The sequence below is a fragment of the Leeuwenhoekiella sp. W20_SRS_FM14 genome (assembly GCF_052119605.1).
Lineage (GTDB): Bacteria > Bacteroidota > Bacteroidia > Flavobacteriales > Flavobacteriaceae > Leeuwenhoekiella.
In genome coordinates, this window is the sequence record NZ_JBGQOK010000003.1 from 205,444 (window position 1) to 222,358 (window position 16,915).

The 16,915-nt window shown below is 35.4% G+C and carries 13 protein-coding genes; 6 read left to right on the forward strand and 7 right to left on the reverse strand.

Translation table 11 applies throughout. From position 1 onward, the window contains the following. Window positions 1–20: 20 nt before the first annotated feature. The 6 genes from ACEN25_RS07045 to rhaM all read left to right on the forward strand — a co-directional run bounded on the left by ACEN25_RS07045 (window position 21) and on the right by rhaM (window position 9,730). A complete protein-coding gene (locus ACEN25_RS07045; protein WP_441802309.1) occupies window positions 21–1,478 on the forward strand; it encodes a fasciclin domain-containing protein in 1,458 nt (485 codons plus the stop codon). A 20-nt stretch (window positions 1,479–1,498) separates the two neighbouring features. After that, window positions 1,499–4,690: a SusC/RagA family TonB-linked outer membrane protein gene (locus ACEN25_RS07050; RefSeq protein ID WP_441802310.1), complete on the forward strand. Its 3,192-nt coding sequence runs from the start codon at window positions 1,499–1,501 to the stop codon at window positions 4,688–4,690. Window positions 4,691–4,726: 36 nt separating this feature from the next. After that, on the forward strand, window positions 4,727–6,478 hold the full coding sequence (locus ACEN25_RS07055; RefSeq protein WP_441802311.1) for a RagB/SusD family nutrient uptake outer membrane protein: 1,752 nt from the start codon (window positions 4,727–4,729) through the stop codon (window positions 6,476–6,478). Window positions 6,479–6,513: 35 nt separating this feature from the next. Next, complete coding sequence (locus tag ACEN25_RS07060) at window positions 6,514–7,893, forward strand: DUF4998 domain-containing protein (RefSeq protein ID WP_441802312.1); 1,380 nt, start codon at window positions 6,514–6,516, stop codon at window positions 7,891–7,893. Window positions 7,894–7,947: 54 nt separating this feature from the next. Next, window positions 7,948–9,324, forward strand: a complete 1,377-nt coding sequence (locus ACEN25_RS07065) for a sulfatase-like hydrolase/transferase (protein WP_441802313.1) — start codon at window positions 7,948–7,950, stop codon at window positions 9,322–9,324. A gap of 88 nt (window positions 9,325–9,412) precedes the next feature. Continuing rightward, a complete protein-coding gene (gene rhaM, locus ACEN25_RS07070; protein WP_441802314.1) occupies window positions 9,413–9,730 on the forward strand; it encodes an L-rhamnose mutarotase in 318 nt (105 codons plus the stop codon). 89 nt (window positions 9,731–9,819) lie between these two features. On the opposite strand, the gene ACEN25_RS07075 is transcribed toward rhaM, so the two are convergent. From ACEN25_RS07075 to ACEN25_RS07105, 7 genes are all read right to left on the reverse strand, one after another. Beyond that, a complete protein-coding gene (locus ACEN25_RS07075; RefSeq protein ID WP_441802315.1) occupies window positions 9,820–10,353 on the reverse strand; it encodes a hypothetical protein in 534 nt (177 codons plus the stop codon). 106 nt (window positions 10,354–10,459) lie between these two features. Continuing rightward, window positions 10,460–11,200 (reverse strand): hypothetical protein, encoded by a 741-nt coding sequence (locus ACEN25_RS07080; RefSeq protein WP_441802316.1) that lies wholly within the window; start codon window positions 11,198–11,200, stop codon window positions 10,460–10,462. An 82-nt stretch (window positions 11,201–11,282) separates the two neighbouring features. Further along, on the reverse strand, window positions 11,283–12,281 hold the full coding sequence (locus tag ACEN25_RS07085; protein ID WP_035899740.1) for a DUF3078 domain-containing protein: 999 nt from the start codon (window positions 12,279–12,281) through the stop codon (window positions 11,283–11,285). A gap of 22 nt (window positions 12,282–12,303) precedes the next feature. Beyond that, window positions 12,304–13,482 carry an AIR synthase related protein gene (locus ACEN25_RS07090; protein WP_441802317.1) on the reverse strand — a complete coding sequence of 393 codons (1,179 nt, stop codon included), beginning with the start codon at window positions 13,480–13,482 and terminating at the stop codon, window positions 12,304–12,306. 82 nt (window positions 13,483–13,564) lie between these two features. Then, window positions 13,565–15,070 carry a carboxypeptidase regulatory-like domain-containing protein gene (locus ACEN25_RS07095; RefSeq protein WP_441802318.1) on the reverse strand — a complete coding sequence of 502 codons (1,506 nt, stop codon included), beginning with the start codon at window positions 15,068–15,070 and terminating at the stop codon, window positions 13,565–13,567. 32 nt (window positions 15,071–15,102) lie between these two features. Then, window positions 15,103–16,497: a CsgG/HfaB family protein gene (locus ACEN25_RS07100; RefSeq protein ID WP_028376238.1), complete on the reverse strand. Its 1,395-nt coding sequence runs from the start codon at window positions 16,495–16,497 to the stop codon at window positions 15,103–15,105. A 10-nt stretch (window positions 16,498–16,507) separates the two neighbouring features. After that, entirely contained in the window at window positions 16,508–16,915 is a 408-nt protein-coding gene (locus ACEN25_RS07105) for a curli production assembly/transport component CsgF (RefSeq protein WP_441802319.1), read from the reverse strand.

Genomic DNA, 16,915 nt, shown 5'->3' on the forward strand with positions numbered 1-16,915 from the left:
AAAAACTTAATCCCTTTAGGATGATATCAATAAAAACTTTTATAAAGCCACTTATTGCCGGTCTACTACTTGCAGGTGTAATTTCCTGTTCTGACCCCTGGGAAGAACACGCAGAAACCAGCGATACCAATTTAAGTGTTAATCTGGGTGAAGCACTCACCGCATCAGCGCAAACTTCAGAATTTGGCAAATTACTCACGGAAACCGGCTATGATAAGATTCTTGCTTCTTCAAAAACTTTTACGGTGTGGGCTCCTACTAATGAGGCTTTAGCTCAGGTAGAAGCGTCAGCATTAGCAAGTGCAGCTGCAAAAAAACTCTTTGTAGAAAATCATATTGCACTAACCGCTTTCTCTTCAGTAGCGCAGCAAGATACGGTTACCGTAAAAATGTATTCAAATAAATACCTGGAGTTTAAATTCGGTAAGGTAATGGTAGATGCAAATGTTATAGAAGCAGATAAGTACACATCTAACGGTTTATATCATATCATTGATAAAGCGTTGACTCCTAAAAAGAATATTTGGGAGTTTGTACAGAGCAAGGCTTCTACAAACGCAATGAGCGCATATTTAATAGATCTAAATGAGATTAATATTTATTCTAGAGATAGTGTTCAAAAGTCATTAGCACTACCCGGTATTTATGCAGATTCATTAACGAACTCCTACTTTACAAATGTTTACAATCTTAATAATGAGGAAAATAAATACACCTTTTTTCTTTTAGAAGACGGAAGCTTTGTAACGGAGACCGAACGATTAAGACCTTATATGAATCGTATAAGTGAAGATTCTACTACAACCTATACAAATTATTTTACAGTAAGAGATTTGGCTTTTCATAAAGCTATTGCTCGCGAGAATTTACCCGATACATTAGTGTCTAAATTTGGAGTAAAAGTACCGTTAAATGACGCTACGATAGCTGAAGAGATACAATTAAGCAATGGCGTTGTTTATGTGATGGGTAAATTAGAAGTACCCCTCGCAACCCGCCTGCTTACAACGATCATTGAAGGAGAAGAACCTTTTCAATTTAGCCAGGGAGATAAACGCGGCAATACATTTTATCGTGAAAAAGAAGATCCTAGCGGAAACATCTTTAATGATATAATGATACAGAATCACCGTGTAAATAGATTTACGATTTACTATGGTGCGTCTAATTTATACACCACCACCTATAAGGTTTACTGGCGAGCTATAAATGATATACAAACTAATACCTTTCAGCAACGCGTAAATATAGGAGGTTTTATATCTGCAGTTGATGGTAGCTTAAATGAGCCCTTTGCAGAATTACCCTATACTAACGTAGCGCCTAATGTTTACGAAGAAGTTTATGTAGGTGAATTTGAATTAACTCTAAAAGGAAGTGGTCAAACACTGGTCTCGCTTATGGCTGCAAACTCAACCTCAGACGGTGCAAACACCTTAAGTCTAGATTATCTTAAACTAGTACCTGTAATTAAATAAAGTCTTTTAAACCAATCGTTATGCTCAAAAAATTACAACTAACCTGTCTTCTTAGCATACTGTTCTTCGGTGGAATAGATGAAGGACTTTATGCGCAAACTTCTGCAGATTCTACAGCGGTTAAAACCCGTAGTCAAGAAGGTATAGCAGTAGAAGGTCTTATCAAAGATGCTAAAACCGGCAAAGGAATTTCAGGAATAAGTATTGCCGTTGAAAACTTTTCTGCTGCTATTACTAATGAAGATGGTACATTTTCAATAAAAGTACCGCATCTAAATGCGCTATTACGTATAAGTGGTTTAGAATATCAAGCAAAAGTATTCCCTATTAATAACAGAGAAAATGGTTTTGAAATAGAATTGTTTGAAGCTAATTATTCTTCATTTTATGAAGTTGCTCGTTTACCGGGTAACGATCAATTACAATATACCGGTACACAGGCTACGCACGTTGAAGATTTTGATGAATTGCAATGGAGCAATCCTGTTAATGAATCTGTAGGAGACTTTCTACAAGGTAAAGTTGCTGGTCTTAACAGCGTACGCAAATCTGGGGTACAAGGCTCTGGGGCTTATCTTACCTTAAGAGGATTTAATTCGCTTTATGCAACTAACAAACCGTTATTAGTCGTAGATGGCTTGATTTACGATGATGAAGATTACGGGTCAGGAATAATTCAGAATAACACCTCTTCTCCTCTATCTATGTTAGATGTAAAAGATATTGAAGATGTTACTGTTCTTAAAGATGGCTCGTCCCTTTACGGGACAAAAGGAGCAAATGGTGTTATAATTATTACCACAACCCGAGCTGTAGATTTAAGCACAAAAATAGATTTTACAATGTACGGCGGTTTTAACCAAATTCCAGATCGTCTTCCTGTATTAAATTCTGGTGAATATCGAAGTTATTTATCGCAGTTAGTAGCTACCCGCGGAGACAGTCAAACCCAAATTGAAAATCTACCCTGGGTAAGTGAAGACCGTTCTACTGGTAACTACTTCAGATATCGAAATAATACAAACTGGCAGGATCAGGTTTTTAAAAATAGTGGTAATCAAAACTATTATCTGAAGATTAGAGGTGGTGACGATATCGCTAAATATGGTCTTTCTGTAGGATATTTAAACAGTGACGGAATCCTAAAAAATTCTGGCCTGGAGCGTTATAATACTCGTTTAAATGCTTCCTTAAAACTTACAGACAAACTTTTTGTAGACGCTAACCTTTCTTTTATACATAATACAGAATACCAAAGCGATCAAGGCTTAGCTTATAAAACGAGTCCATTATATTTATCACTAACTAAATCTCCTTTTATGGCGATAAATGCCATAAATGCTTCAGGTGAAGTTTCACCTAATTTAGACGATGTAGATTTATTTAATGTAAGTAACCCTTTAGCTATTTTAGATAATGGTTTTGGAGTAAATAAAAATTACCGCTTTTTTGGTAACCTTAATTTTAAATATCAGTTTAATAAAAATTTTAGTGCCCATACCATAGTTGGTATCAGCTATAACAAAGAACGCGAGAGTTTCTTTATACCAGATTTTGGTGTTGCAGATCTTGTGCTGCCTACTGCAATTGCAACTAACAGAAGTGGTAGTGAAGTGCAACGATTGTACAGCATTCTTACAGATACCTATCTTAATTACTCAAAACAATTAGACTTTAAAAATAAACTTGACCTGCGTCTGGGCTTTCGTACTCAAAATAATAATTCTGAAAGTGATCTGGGCCTGGGGTTTAATTCTGCTACAGATGATTTTACCAGTGTAGGTGCAGGAAGTAATCTTTTACGATTTGTAGGTGGTGCACTGGGCGAGTGGAACTGGGTGAACGCCTATTTAAGCGCAGAGTATGATTATCTAAATAAATACTTTGTAACCTTTAATGCAGCTTTAGATGGTTCTAGCCGTTTTGGTGATGCAATTGAAGATGGAGGTGTAACTATAGGAGGATCTCGTTTTGCTACAATGGGATCATTATCTGCAGGATGGCTTATTTCTTCAGAAAATTTCTTAAAAAATATAAAGGCGATTAACCTCTTAAAGTTGAGAGGTAGTGTAGGGTTTACCGGTAACGATGATATAGGTAACTATACAGCTCAACAATTGTATGTATCACAAAACTTATTAGGACTTCAAGGTCTGGTGCGCGATAATATAGGAAACCCAGAATTGAAGTGGGAAACGGTACGTAAAATTAATCTGGGTGCAGATATAGCGCTTTTTAATGAGCGCTTAAATGCATCGGTTGATGTTTATGAGAATAAAACAACAGATATGATTACGTATGAAACCATTAGCACAACAAGTGGTTTTGATAATATTGTTTCTAATAGCGGTACTATGCAAACCCGCGGTATAGATCTTTCATTAAACAGCAGATTAGTAAATACTTCAGATATAAAATTTGATTTAGGTTTTACGCTATCACGTTATATAAATGAAGTAACAGATATTCCTAATGAGATAATTTTATCTCAGTTTGGTGGTGCTACATATATCACGCACGAAGGGGAAGATGCTAATTTATTTTTTGGGTATCAAACAAATGGCGTCTATGCCACAACAGCAGAGGCGACTGCGGCAGGTTTAAAAATACCTTTGGGTAATGGTAATTTTGCTCCATTTCAAGGTGGTGATGTTATATTTACAGACCTTAACGGTGATCAGGTAATTGATGAGCAAGACCGCACAGTAATAGGAAATCCCAACCCAGACTTTACAGGAAGCGTGAGTACGAGTTTTGCCTACAAAAGACTTAGTCTTTCAGCCCTATTCAACTTTTCAGTGGGCAATGATATTTATAATGGCCTTCGCAATAATTTAGAAAAAATGAGTGGTTATGAAAATCAGAGCATTGCAGTACGTAATCGCTGGGTTGCAGAAGGGCAGCAAACTTCAATCCCCAGAGCAGTTTGGGGAGACCCTATGGGAAATGCCTCTTTTTCAGATAGATGGATTGAAGACGGTTCATATTTAAGACTTAAAACGCTAGTTCTGGCCTATGATATACCACTTGATCTTGATTATTTAAATGCCGTAAAAATTTATGCAACAGCAAACAATTTATTTACACTAACAGATTATTTAGGTTACGATCCTGAGTTTAGCGCTACCTCATCCATTTTTGGACAAGGTGCAGATATAGGTCTTGTACCTCAATTTACTACAATACAAATAGGCGTACGCCTGGGGCTATAATAACATAATCTTATAGAGCTAAGAAAAATGATGACAATGATTCAAATTAACAGAAAAACTATAACTCTTGGGGTACTTGCTTTTATATTAAGCTTTACGTCCTGCCAGGAGTATCTAGACGTTGAGCCTCAGGATAAATTAAATTCTGATCAGGTATACAGAGATGTTTTTGATGCAGATGCAGCAATTGTAGGTACCTACGGAAAGTTTATGCAGCTTGCTGAAAAATACGTATTACTTAATGAATTACGTGCAGATTTGATGACTACAACACGTAACTCAGATCCAGAACTTATTGAACTTTCGCAACACGCTGTAACATCAGATAATAGATTTGCAAATCCTAAAGACTTCTATGAGGTTATTCAAAACTGTAATGACAATCTAAAGAATTTTGATAAGATGCTTGCTGATAAAAAATTCACGCAGACAGAATACAATCAGCGCTATTCAGATATAGGTGCATTACGCTCATGGGTATATCTGCAGCTAGGTATTCATTATGGTGAAGTGCCTTATATCACAGAACCTTTAGAAAACCTGAATGATGTATTAGACACCTCAAAATATCCAAAAATCCCTTTTCAAGAGTTAATACAAAACCTCGTTGAGTTTACTGAAGGGCTTAACTATACAAGCCCTTATTCTGAAGACAGCACTTTAGTTATTGATGTAGATGGATACAATACGGCAAAATTTTTCATCAATAAAGAATGCATTTTAGGTGATTTACAATTGTGGAATAATAATTATACACAGGCAGCAATACACTACAAAAATGTGATGGAAACAGGCTCCAGAAGCGGTAATGATGTTGAGCGTTATGATGTGTACAGAATTAAATATGCTGAGATTGCCTCAAATAATGATTTAGCCGTAGGATATAGAAGATATAGTGAGCAGGATGCTCGATCTCTGATTAATAATAATACGCAGGGATGGCGGTCAATCTTTGCCAGAGAGCGCGATGTATTATGGAATACCGAATGGATCTGGTCATTACCATTTGATAGTGACTTTGCTCCTAAAAATCCCTTTATAAACCTATTTTCTAATCGCGGTGGTGATTATCTGGTTAAGCCTTCAAAGAATGCAATGAATCTTTGGGAAAATCAAAAGCAGCAAAATGGCTTTCCGTATGACGCCAGAGGAAAGCGCTTCTCCTATAATATAATAGATGGTGATGAGGTGATTATGAAGTATATCTATAACTTCTTAGATCCTATTAGACAAATGCCTGTAGACGTTTTTCAAACAGATGGAAATTGGTTTTTGTACAGAGCTGCAACCTTACATCTTCGTTATGCAGAAGCTGCAAACCGTGACAATCAACATAGAATTGCAGATGCATTATTAAACTTTGGGATACGCAATGAATATACCGTTGCTGGCGTGACAGATAAGACAGATATAGAGCAAACGTTTCAGCCGTTCCCATACGACTTTGATGCGCGTAATGGCGACTTTCCCAGGTTTAGAGCAGACTGGCATCGTAGTGGTGGTTTAAGAGGCCGCGCCTATATAGAACGCGCACCGGTTGTAGGTGACAGCTTAATTTCTATAGAGAATAATATCATTGAAGAAGCAGCTTTAGAATTAGCATACGAGGGTAACAGATGGGGAGACCTTGTGAGGGTCGCATTAAGAAGAAACGACCCGTCATTTTTAGCCGATAAAGTATACGCAAAATTAGCTGCAGACGGCAATTCACAGGCTGCATCAATCCGTACAAAACTGATGTCTAAAGAAAACTGGTACTTACCCTTTGTTTGGAGTACCGAAGATTAATAATTAGCATTTAAACTTAATATAAAAGAGTTACTATGAAACTGATACGAAAAATTTCGACACGACTACTACTCTTGACTTTTATTGTCATTAGTGGTATTTCTTGTAAGTCTGACGATCAATACTTGCTAAGTCCTGATGATGAAACAAATGCTCTGGCAGAATTAAAATTCTTTGAAATTCAGTCTGGAGAAAATAGAGTACTTGTTAAGGGTGTCATAGATGATGAGAACATATCTGAGGTAAAAATTACCTGGGATGCTGGCGCATTGTCTATTCCTGTAAATGCAACATCAACTCCAGATACTATAAATGCTCTTATTGAAAACCTTGAAGAACGCCTATATACTTTTGAAGTTCAAACTTTTAGTAATACAGGTGAAAGTTCTAAAATCCTAAAAGGTGCGGCTGCCGTTTTTGGTGAAGAGTTTAAAAATAATGCTTTAAACAGAGAATTAATATCGGGACTTTTATTAGATAATAAACTTGATTTAGAATATGGTCCTACAGCCGCTAGCAGCGGTATAATAGGTACCGAAATCACCTATATCAATCTAGATGGTGATACTGAAGATGTATATTTAGATGCTAAATTAAATACGATCTCTATACCAGATTATAAAAATAAATCTGTTCTTAAATATAGATCAGCCTACCGCCCTACTCCTACGGCAATAGATACCATATATTCTAATTATACAGAGACCTCATTTGCTGCACCTCCGGTAATTTATTTTATTGCAAATGGTGCAAATGATAATGTTCAAATTGAATGGTTGCGTACAAACGGCTTTATTGTAAGCACGAAGTATGATCATAGTAGATTTGACCCCAATGATCAAAGTAAAATTGATGAATTGAACGGTGCAGATTTAGTAATTATAGGTCGTTCCGGTAGTTCTGGTAATTTTAATGGCACCAGTAAAACGGCCTGGAATTCATTAACAGTACCCTTAATTTTAAATTCTCAATGGATATCTCGCAATAGTCGTATTAATTGGTTTAATCAGGCAAGTGATCCTGTACCGTTTACAACTTCTTCGGTAGTGATGAAGGCTAAGATTGAAGACCCCACAGATGCCGTTTTTCAAAACGTTACGCTAGAAAATAATGATTTATTATCCTGGCTAAGCACCCCTATAAACCTTCTTTACACTGCTACACAAACAAACGGAAAAGTAATGGTTACAAGTGCTCCCGGCGAAGCAAATAATGATGAAGGTGGTGCCATGCTTTATGTACGTTTTGAGCCTAATGTAGAATTTTATGAAGGTGCCGGTGAGTCTCCTGCAGGCCCTCGTACTTATTTTGGGTTTGGAGCAGATTCTGGTGGTTCGTTTTACTTTCAACTTACAGATGAGGCTAAACAGGTTTACTTAAATGAGATTAAAAGATTAATCGACCTTAAAAATTAAATGCGTATTACTTTGAAATCTAAACACTTAATCAAAATTATTAATAAACTAACAATGCTGCAGCTTTTTACTGCAGCATTGCTGTTTCTAGTACTCAGCGCTTGTCAAAATAAAACTAAAACAGACGTTACGGAAGATTCTCAAAAAGTTGAAAAACCTAATTTTCTGGTAATTATCGCAGACGACGCCGGCTGGAATGATTTTAGTTTTAATGGTTCTGAAATTAAAACACCTACATTAGACAGCCTTGCAGAATCTGGTCTTCAACTTAATAGGTTTTACACCTATCCCACCTGCTCACCTGCTCGTGCTAGTTTTTTAACTGGCAGACCTGCCAGTAGAATGGGCATTGTTGCTCCTATTAGCGGGCGCAGTGAATTGAGTTTGCCAGACTCTCTTAAAACTCTTCCGCAGTCTTTAAAAGCGTTAAACTATAAAACCGCTTTAATGGGTAAATGGCATTTGGGCTTGAAACCCGAAAATGGGCCTGAAGCCTATGGTTTTGATACTTCTTATGGCTTTCTGCACGGTCAGCTAGATCAATACGCACACACCTATAAAAATGGCGATAGTACCTGGTATAAAAATGGAAAATTTATTACTGAAGATGGTCACGTAACAGATCTTTTGACAAATGCCGCAGTCAATTATATTTATGCACAAAACACTACAACCCCCTTTTATCTACAATTAGCATACAGCGCTCCTCATATACCCCTGCAAGAGCCTCAACAATGGTTAGAAAAATATACAGTGATAAAAGATAGCAGTCGCAGAGCGTACGCAGCTGCAATGAGCCATATGGATTCTGGTATTGGCAGGGTTCTAAATGCTCTAAATGATCACAACCTAATAGAAAATACTGTTGTTTTGTTTATAAGCGACAATGGAGCACAGCAAAACTGGATTCCTTCAGACGAACTCTATGAAGGTAAATACGGACCTAATTTAACGCTGGGAAGCAATTTACCGCTTCGAGATTTTAAAACTTCAAATTATGAGGGAGCTATACGGGTTCCGGCTATTATATCCTGGAAAAATCACATCGAACAAGGTGAAAGTTCTAATTATATAAATGTTACAGACTGGATGCCTACCTTTTTAAAATGGGCATTAACAACTAAAATACCGGTTACTGTAGAAGGGGAGCCTGCTCAGCACCTTTTAAAACAAACTACTGTAAAACGCTCAAAACCTATTTACATACGCGGTCATCTACATGAAAGCTTAATTATCAAACCTTTTAAGCTAATACGCACCAGACATTTAGAACGTGCACCTGATTATGCCCTTTACAATATAGAAATTGATCCTTCTGAAACTAAGAATTTAAGCTTAACTAATCCTGAAAAACTAAGATACCTTCAGGATGTACTTAATGCTGAATTTAGCAAGGATACTCCAAAAGTTAATGTAGAATTAAGAAATTAGCGCCTTTATATAGATAGTGCAGTTTCCGAAGGTAAACTATACGACTAGAAATTATAAATTTTAAAAAAACAATAAGCCTTTTAAACTTATGACTCACGCATTTACCATGAAATTGATACCAGGTTTTGAAGAAGAATATAAACGCCGTCACGATCATATTTGGCCAGAACTAGAATCACTTCTTAATAATTCTGGAATTAAGGAATATTTTATCTATCTCGATGAACAAACAGGTACTCTTTTTGGTTTTCAAATTTTAGAATCAAATCACAGCACTGCACGTTTACCGAATGACCCCATAGTTAAAAAATGGTGGGCCTATATGGCAGATATTATGGAAACAAATGCTGATAACTCTCCCGTTGAAGGGACTTTAAAAGAAGTGTTTAAACTGAAAAACAAATAGGTGAAACCAATTGTTTTTAGAAAACGGTCTAAGAGATTTTAATTTCTCTTAGACCATTTACTGAATTTATTTAATCTGAGCTTTTATCGCTACTTAGATTTACCTTCTCCTTTAAAATTTTGCGTACTGTTTTTAAATAAAACATTAAAAGTGGTTAGACTACCATAAATACGCGTAATATATTGCTGTAAATCTATTTTCTCCTGATCATCCAGGTTTTTACTAGCATTAATTTTTTGCTCCATAACACGTATGCGATCCCGTACCATAACAATTTTATGAAAAAAATTATCTATAGGGATTTCTTTATTGGCCAGATTAGGATCAGCGGGATTTAAGGTAATCGAGCCTCCTCTCCATTTATCTGCTATAGGAACAACCTCTGATATATCTGAATACTGCTTCAGGAGATTTCTTAGCGTTTTTTCGACTTCATAGAAGCTAACACTGTCAACCTCATCCTCAACCGCTTCAATAACCTCAAAATCAGAATTAATATCTATCGTTTCTAACCCGTTTTCAATAAATGTTACCCAGTACAATTTTGAAGTAATGTTTGTCACCACACCCAGACCCAATTGATCGTGTTTTATGCGTGAACCTATGCCCAGAAGATTTTTCATCGTTTAAAATTAATCAGTTGAATCAATATTAAAACTTTTCAGGAAAAATAAATCTGATGCTTACTATAAAAAAGAAAAAGTTAATAGAAATGACAAGCCGGGTGACCTATAATTTTTTATCTATCATCTCATACTGAAAGTACTCTTCTCTAATACTCTCATAGTTGAGGCTGTAATGAACATACATACCCAGAGCAGATAAAAACAAGAACCTATCGAAATAATAAAAAATATCGAATCCAAAATAATATGCAAAAAGTGCGGCAATGTCAGAAAAGACAAAACCAAATGCAAAGAAGGTATAAATTAACGAACGTGTGCTGTTATATTTATTATTATAGGCGATTGCCTCTACACCTAGAAGCATCATTGATGCTCCATATAAATATAAAAGCACAGGTTCTACACCATCATGAAAGGTATAACTTACCATATTCATAATAATGTAAAGCGTATACGTATTAGCTGCCACTAAAATGGCTGTTATAAGAACAATTCCCGGCTTAAATTTAATTTCAGATAGTTTAGGTAAACGCTCTAAAACAATGGTCAAATAGCCTAATGTTCCAAATATTAAATAAAGTTTATATCCCCAGGCCTCCTCATAAAACTGAAAAAACACATCTTTTACAAAGAAAAATGCTAGAACAGAAAGCATCCAAACATTAAAAAGTCCTCGTTTTAAAGTATAGTATATAAAAAAAACAAAAACAGTAATCAATCGAGTTAATCGACTGGTTTCTAAGTCCATATACGCAATAACGGTCAAATTAACCAATATGGCTAATACGACGAAAAGTATAAAGTAAATTCTATCCTTAGAATTTATGGACTTTAGAAAACTCATAATGTTTTAATCATAGAAAAAGTTGAGAATAATAAACATACGATAAAACAGACTGGAGGGTTTTTAGAAAATGAGTTTTTCTTTAAAAGTCAACAATAACCCCGATACCTAGTTGCTGTTTCCATTGTGTTCTGGCTCCCATTGTAATCTCTTCACCGTCAACATTTGTTTCGGTAATCTTAATATCGTTATCATATTTTAAATGCGAACCTAACCTGGCCAATACAAAACTATTCACCTTAAAATTCAAATTTAATTCCCAGTCAACATCTACGTTTCCAAAGCTATTTAAGTAATCAGTATAAAGATTTATAGAATTAGTGAAATTAATATTCTCCATTAGCTTTGCCTTCAACACACTCTGTAAGAGAATACCTAGTTCACTATTTACATTCTCACCTTCTTTAATAATGTTTCCATCAGCATCACGTACGGCCGGTGTAACACCAAATGAGCCATTATTTGCCAAATCTTGATCTAAAACAAATGTTGATTTATAAGTTAAGGGAGAAGCGTATATAGATAGGTTATCTATACGCTTACCATATTCACTTCCTACTCCTAAAAATATATAGCCGGGAGCCATAAATTGTGAAATAGGCACACTGGTATCTGGATATTTATAACCGTTTGTAAATTGTGAGGCAAATCTAAACTTAGCAGAATAATACCAGTTAGAAATAGTATCCCTGCGATACCCATAATCAGACGTGATTTCAATCATGTCATCGGTTTTTCTAATCTCTCTTCCTTCCTGACTATTTATACCAAATCTACCTGAAAGTTTATTTCTCCATTTAGTGCGCTCATCATTATAATTTCTTTCTATAACAAGCTCTGCTAATCCTGAAATAGAATTACTACCTCCTGAATTCCAATTAACAAATGCAACTTCACTCAAATCTAGACCTACTCTGTTGATTTCAGTCCAGTTTGTAGGTTCTTGAATAATGATTTGGTCTGTAAGTTTTTTAATGAGGTTTTTCTTAATAGGTAGTGGAAAAGCCACGTGCTGTGCCGTTAGTGCTTGATTAAAAAGTAAACCAGACAATAGCGCTAAGGAGAAAAAAATCTTGTACAAACCGAAAATTATTTAATTACTACTAATAGGTAAACGTGCCAAAGGTACTTTTAATTGTTAATTTTTTGGATTCTGATGGTTCAACCCTTCCTATAACCTGAGCATCTATATTAAAAGATTTGGAAATAGCAATGATTTCTTCAGCCAGAGCAGGATCTACGTAAAGTTCCATACGATGTCCCATATTAAACACCTGATACATTTCTCTCCAGCTTGTGCCACTTTCCTCTTGTATAAGTTTAAATAAAGGCGGAAGTTCAAAAAGGTTATCTTTTACAATATGTACATTATTAACGAAGTGCAAAACTTTGGTCTGCGCTCCTCCACTACAATGTACCATGCCGTGTAATAAATTGCGATCAACTTCCTTAAGAATTTTTTTAATGACAGGCGCATAGGTACGTGTAGGTGATAAAACTAATTTCCCTGCATTTAGCGATGAATTCTCTATCGTATCAGTTAGTTTTTTAGAACCGCTATACACTAAATCTGTGGGTACGGCGTGATCAAAACTTTCAGGATATTTTTCGGCTAAATAACTACCAAAAACATCGTGACGTGCAGAAGTAAGACCATTACTTCCCATTCCTCCATTATATTCTTTTTCATAAGTAGCCTGGCCAAAACTTGCCAGGCCAACAATTACATCACCAGGTTTAATATGGGCATTATCTACAACATCTTCTCGCTTCATTCTCGCAGTAACCGTAGAGTCTACGATAATTGTACGTACAAGATCACCTACATCTGCCGTCTCACCACCTGTGCTTTTAATGGTAACGCCGTGATTGCTCAAGTCTTCAATAAGCTCTTCAGTACCATTAATAATTGCAGAAATAACCTCTCCCGTAATTAGATTTTTATTTCTACCTATAGTAGAGGAAAGCAAAATATTATCTGTTGCTCCCACGCAAAGCAGGTCATCAACATTCATAATTAATGCATCCTGGGCAATTCCCTTCCACACAGAAATATCACCAGTCTCTTTCCAGTACATGTAGGCTAATGAAGATTTTGTACCTGCGCCATCTGCATGCATAATAAGACAATGCTCATCGCTACCCGTAAGATAATCTGGAACAATTTTACAAAAGGCTTGTGGAAACAACCCTTTATCTACATTTTTAATTGCGTTATGCACATCTTCTTTACCAGCCGAAACACCACGACCCGCGTACCTTTTAGAAATCTCCTGACTCATTCTTGTTAATTATTTGGCAAAAGTAAGAAATAAAAACGTCCTGAAATTTCAGGACGTTCTTAAGGTTGATTAGTTAATTAAATTATTCTTCCCAATCTGGCATTGCTGCGTTTAAAAATAAGAGTTGATCCTCGTCTCCAGAATTATCATTAAAAATATAATTATAAATAGAAGGAGTCGCTCCTATATTATTTTTTACTCGTGTAAAAGCAATAGAACCTTCAGATGGAGAGAATATAGGGTCAAGTTCATTCTCTCCTAAAGCTACATCTGTCTCTAATTGGGTTGATAGGCCCGTGTTAAAATCATATAAAAATAATCTACTTTGAAAAATACGATATTGGTCGTTTTCAGATCCACTAATATCTCTAGAATAAATTAATTGCGAAGCATTAGCATTTAAACCTAATCCTCCTGCTGCGCCATTAACATTTTCAAGAATTGTACGTTCTATAATTTTTGTACTTAGGTTTAAGGTAAAAATTTTAACCCCATATCCATTAGAATTATTTGTTTTGAGTGCTATCACATTATTGTTAAAATCTGTAGTACTCACCTCGGTTATAAAACTACCATCTGTGGTTTGATAAATAAGTTTTGTTCCTCCTCCTGTAGCATCAACGCTATAAAGTTTATCAAAACTAGGATAGTAAATTTTAGAACCATTTACTGCCCACGCGAAATCTATTTCGTCTAATCTGAAGCCATTTACAGGTATGGATGAGGTAATTTGTTTTAAATCTGTACCATCTAAGTTAGCAGTGAATATATTAGTCACCCCTCCAGAAGTTCTTAAAAAGGCCATTTTATTGACGTCTAAATTTTTTCTGGGCCTAAAACTATTAGTAGAACTAGATGTAACCTGAAATTCGACTCCAAAGTCCTTAGAAGATCCAGCATATATGACAGAGTTACCATCTTGAAGGCGTGTAAATAAGAAGTTAAAATCTTCGTTTAAATCTGTTTGAAACTGGCTTATAGAGCTTTGAACTTTATCGTTTATTGAATCATCTGCTGCTATCTGCCAAAAATAACTAGTTCCTAATTCTAAGTTAGACACACTAAATGTAGTATCATTTACAATTGTATATATTTCAGAACTATTAGTTCTGCCATTTCTTAACTGTAAGATATAGGATATATCATCATTATCACTAGATGCAGAAGACCATACAAACTCTATATCAGATGTAAATATTATATCACCATCTTCTGGATACAGTAAATTTGGCGTCAAAGGAGACTTGTTATTATCTGAAGCTGTTTTTAATTCAAAAACAACATTGCTTATCCCTCCTACTGTTACCGCAGCTGCTTCAAAAGCTGTGGCATAACCTTCTAGTTCAGCTTGAACAGAATATGAACCTGAAGAGATTTCATCTAACTGAAAATTGCCCTCATCATCAGAAAATGTAGTACTTGACGCCGGGTTTGTAGAGATTTTGACATTTGCAAGAGGGATATTTGAACTTTGTCCTACAACTGTACCTGCTAATTTACCAGTTCCTATTTCACTAATTGTATCTTCACTGCACCCTATAGAAAAAATGCCTATAAAAAGAATGTATATATATATAATATTTCTCATAAATAAAAGCTGTTTAATACTTTATTATTGTACTAATTTTGTTTCTTAGATTTAAGATTGAAGTAATAATTAAGACCTAAACCAAAATTCCAATAAAAATCATCTCTCTTACCATTCACTACACCTTCTATTTCATCTGTAAAAGTGATATTGTTTTCTGCAAAAATCTTAATTCCTAGTTTAGGCATAATCGAGTATTCGATTCCTGCTCCATATTGAATTTTGCCACTTGTCTTTTTAGAATTTAAGGCCTGTTTAGAATCGCTAAATCCTAAGATAATACCTCCACCAGCAAATAAATATGGAGAAAGCTTATCATTAGGAAGTAATCTAAATTGAGCGTTGAGATCGATACTTCCATAAACATCTTCGTAAGTACTTCCGCTTTTAAACTGAAATACTCCTGCATTCAAATTGAAACCTATAATTTTATTAAAATAATGGCTGTAACCCAGCTTTGCCATAGGCCCTATCCGTTTTTCGGTATAATCCCCATCAAATAGTGTAGCTGCAAATGTTACGTCTAAGGCGTCATTAAATTTTGGCTCATAAAATGTTCGCTCGTATAATCGTGCAGATTGTTCTAGTTCTTTTTCTTCATTATAGTTTAGAACCAACTCTTCATTTACAGCTTTCCCACCTTTTGCAGACCAATAACCACTTTCTACACCTTCTATAATTAATGCGCGCACAGCCTTCTCAATAGCATCTTGAACTGCAATTTGAACAGGCTCATTCTGAGTAATCCCCATTTCTGCTTCTAATAAGCGTTGAAATTTAACAAATCTGAAAAAATTAGCATCAAGAGCTTGAGATAGAATTGTTTTAGAAACATATACCGTTTTTAAAATCTCTCCGTTACTTGTAGAAACCATTCTTAAATAAACTGTTATACGATCCTGCCGGTATTTAGCAGAACCTCCTAACCCAAAATATCGTGCACCAATACCTCCTGTTATTATATTTGTATCATAAGAAACAATACCTCCTTCAAGAATTACTCCAGCATATTTTAGAGGGGGTAATGGAGGTTCATTAGGATTTAAATTTTTTATATATTCCTGTTTTGTATTTCTTATAATATTTCTTTCAGTTGAAAGATTGCTTAAATTTTCTCTTTCAATAGGAATAAACCATCCAGAATCTTCTAAAGCTTTAAGCAAAATGGTAGTCCCTCCTTGTGTAACGGCAGTACTAAATGTGCTACCATTTTCTACAGCTTTATACTGCCCTGTTTGATCTCTAAAGTTATACACTGCTACCTCAACAGGATCCTGGGCTGCAGGTAAATCAAGAAGGGATCTAGTTGATTTTGAAAATTCTCCAGAATGGGAAGGTGTTTGATCTAAGGGTTGATTAAAAAAGGCTCCGCAAGAATGCAGGCTAAATACGGCTAGCAAAATAGCAAAGCGTATAAAATGTCTCATATTGTTGTAATTAATTATAGGGGACTATGACCTGAGTTTGTTCTCCTGTTGATGTATCTAAAATATTAATGGTTAAACCTTCTTCTCCTTCAAAGACTTCTACGTTAAGATTGCCAAAAGTGAAAGTTCCGGGTTCTTGAAAGTCGCCGATACCTGCAATTTGCGTGTTTAACAGAGATCGTGATATTTGACTTAGAATCTGCCTATTTAAATTATCGCCAAAGCGCTCTAGATCTGATTGAGTTTCATTAGCACTTTGTTTTGCAGTTAAAGCATTTTGGGATGTTGCTGAACTTAATAGCCAGTTATAATTAAAGGTGTCCCCTCCAAAAGCGGGATTAAGGGGCTTATAAGAAAATTGCTGTGAGTAACAGCTAAAGCTAAAAGCCAAGAATATAATGTAAATAATTTTCTTCAT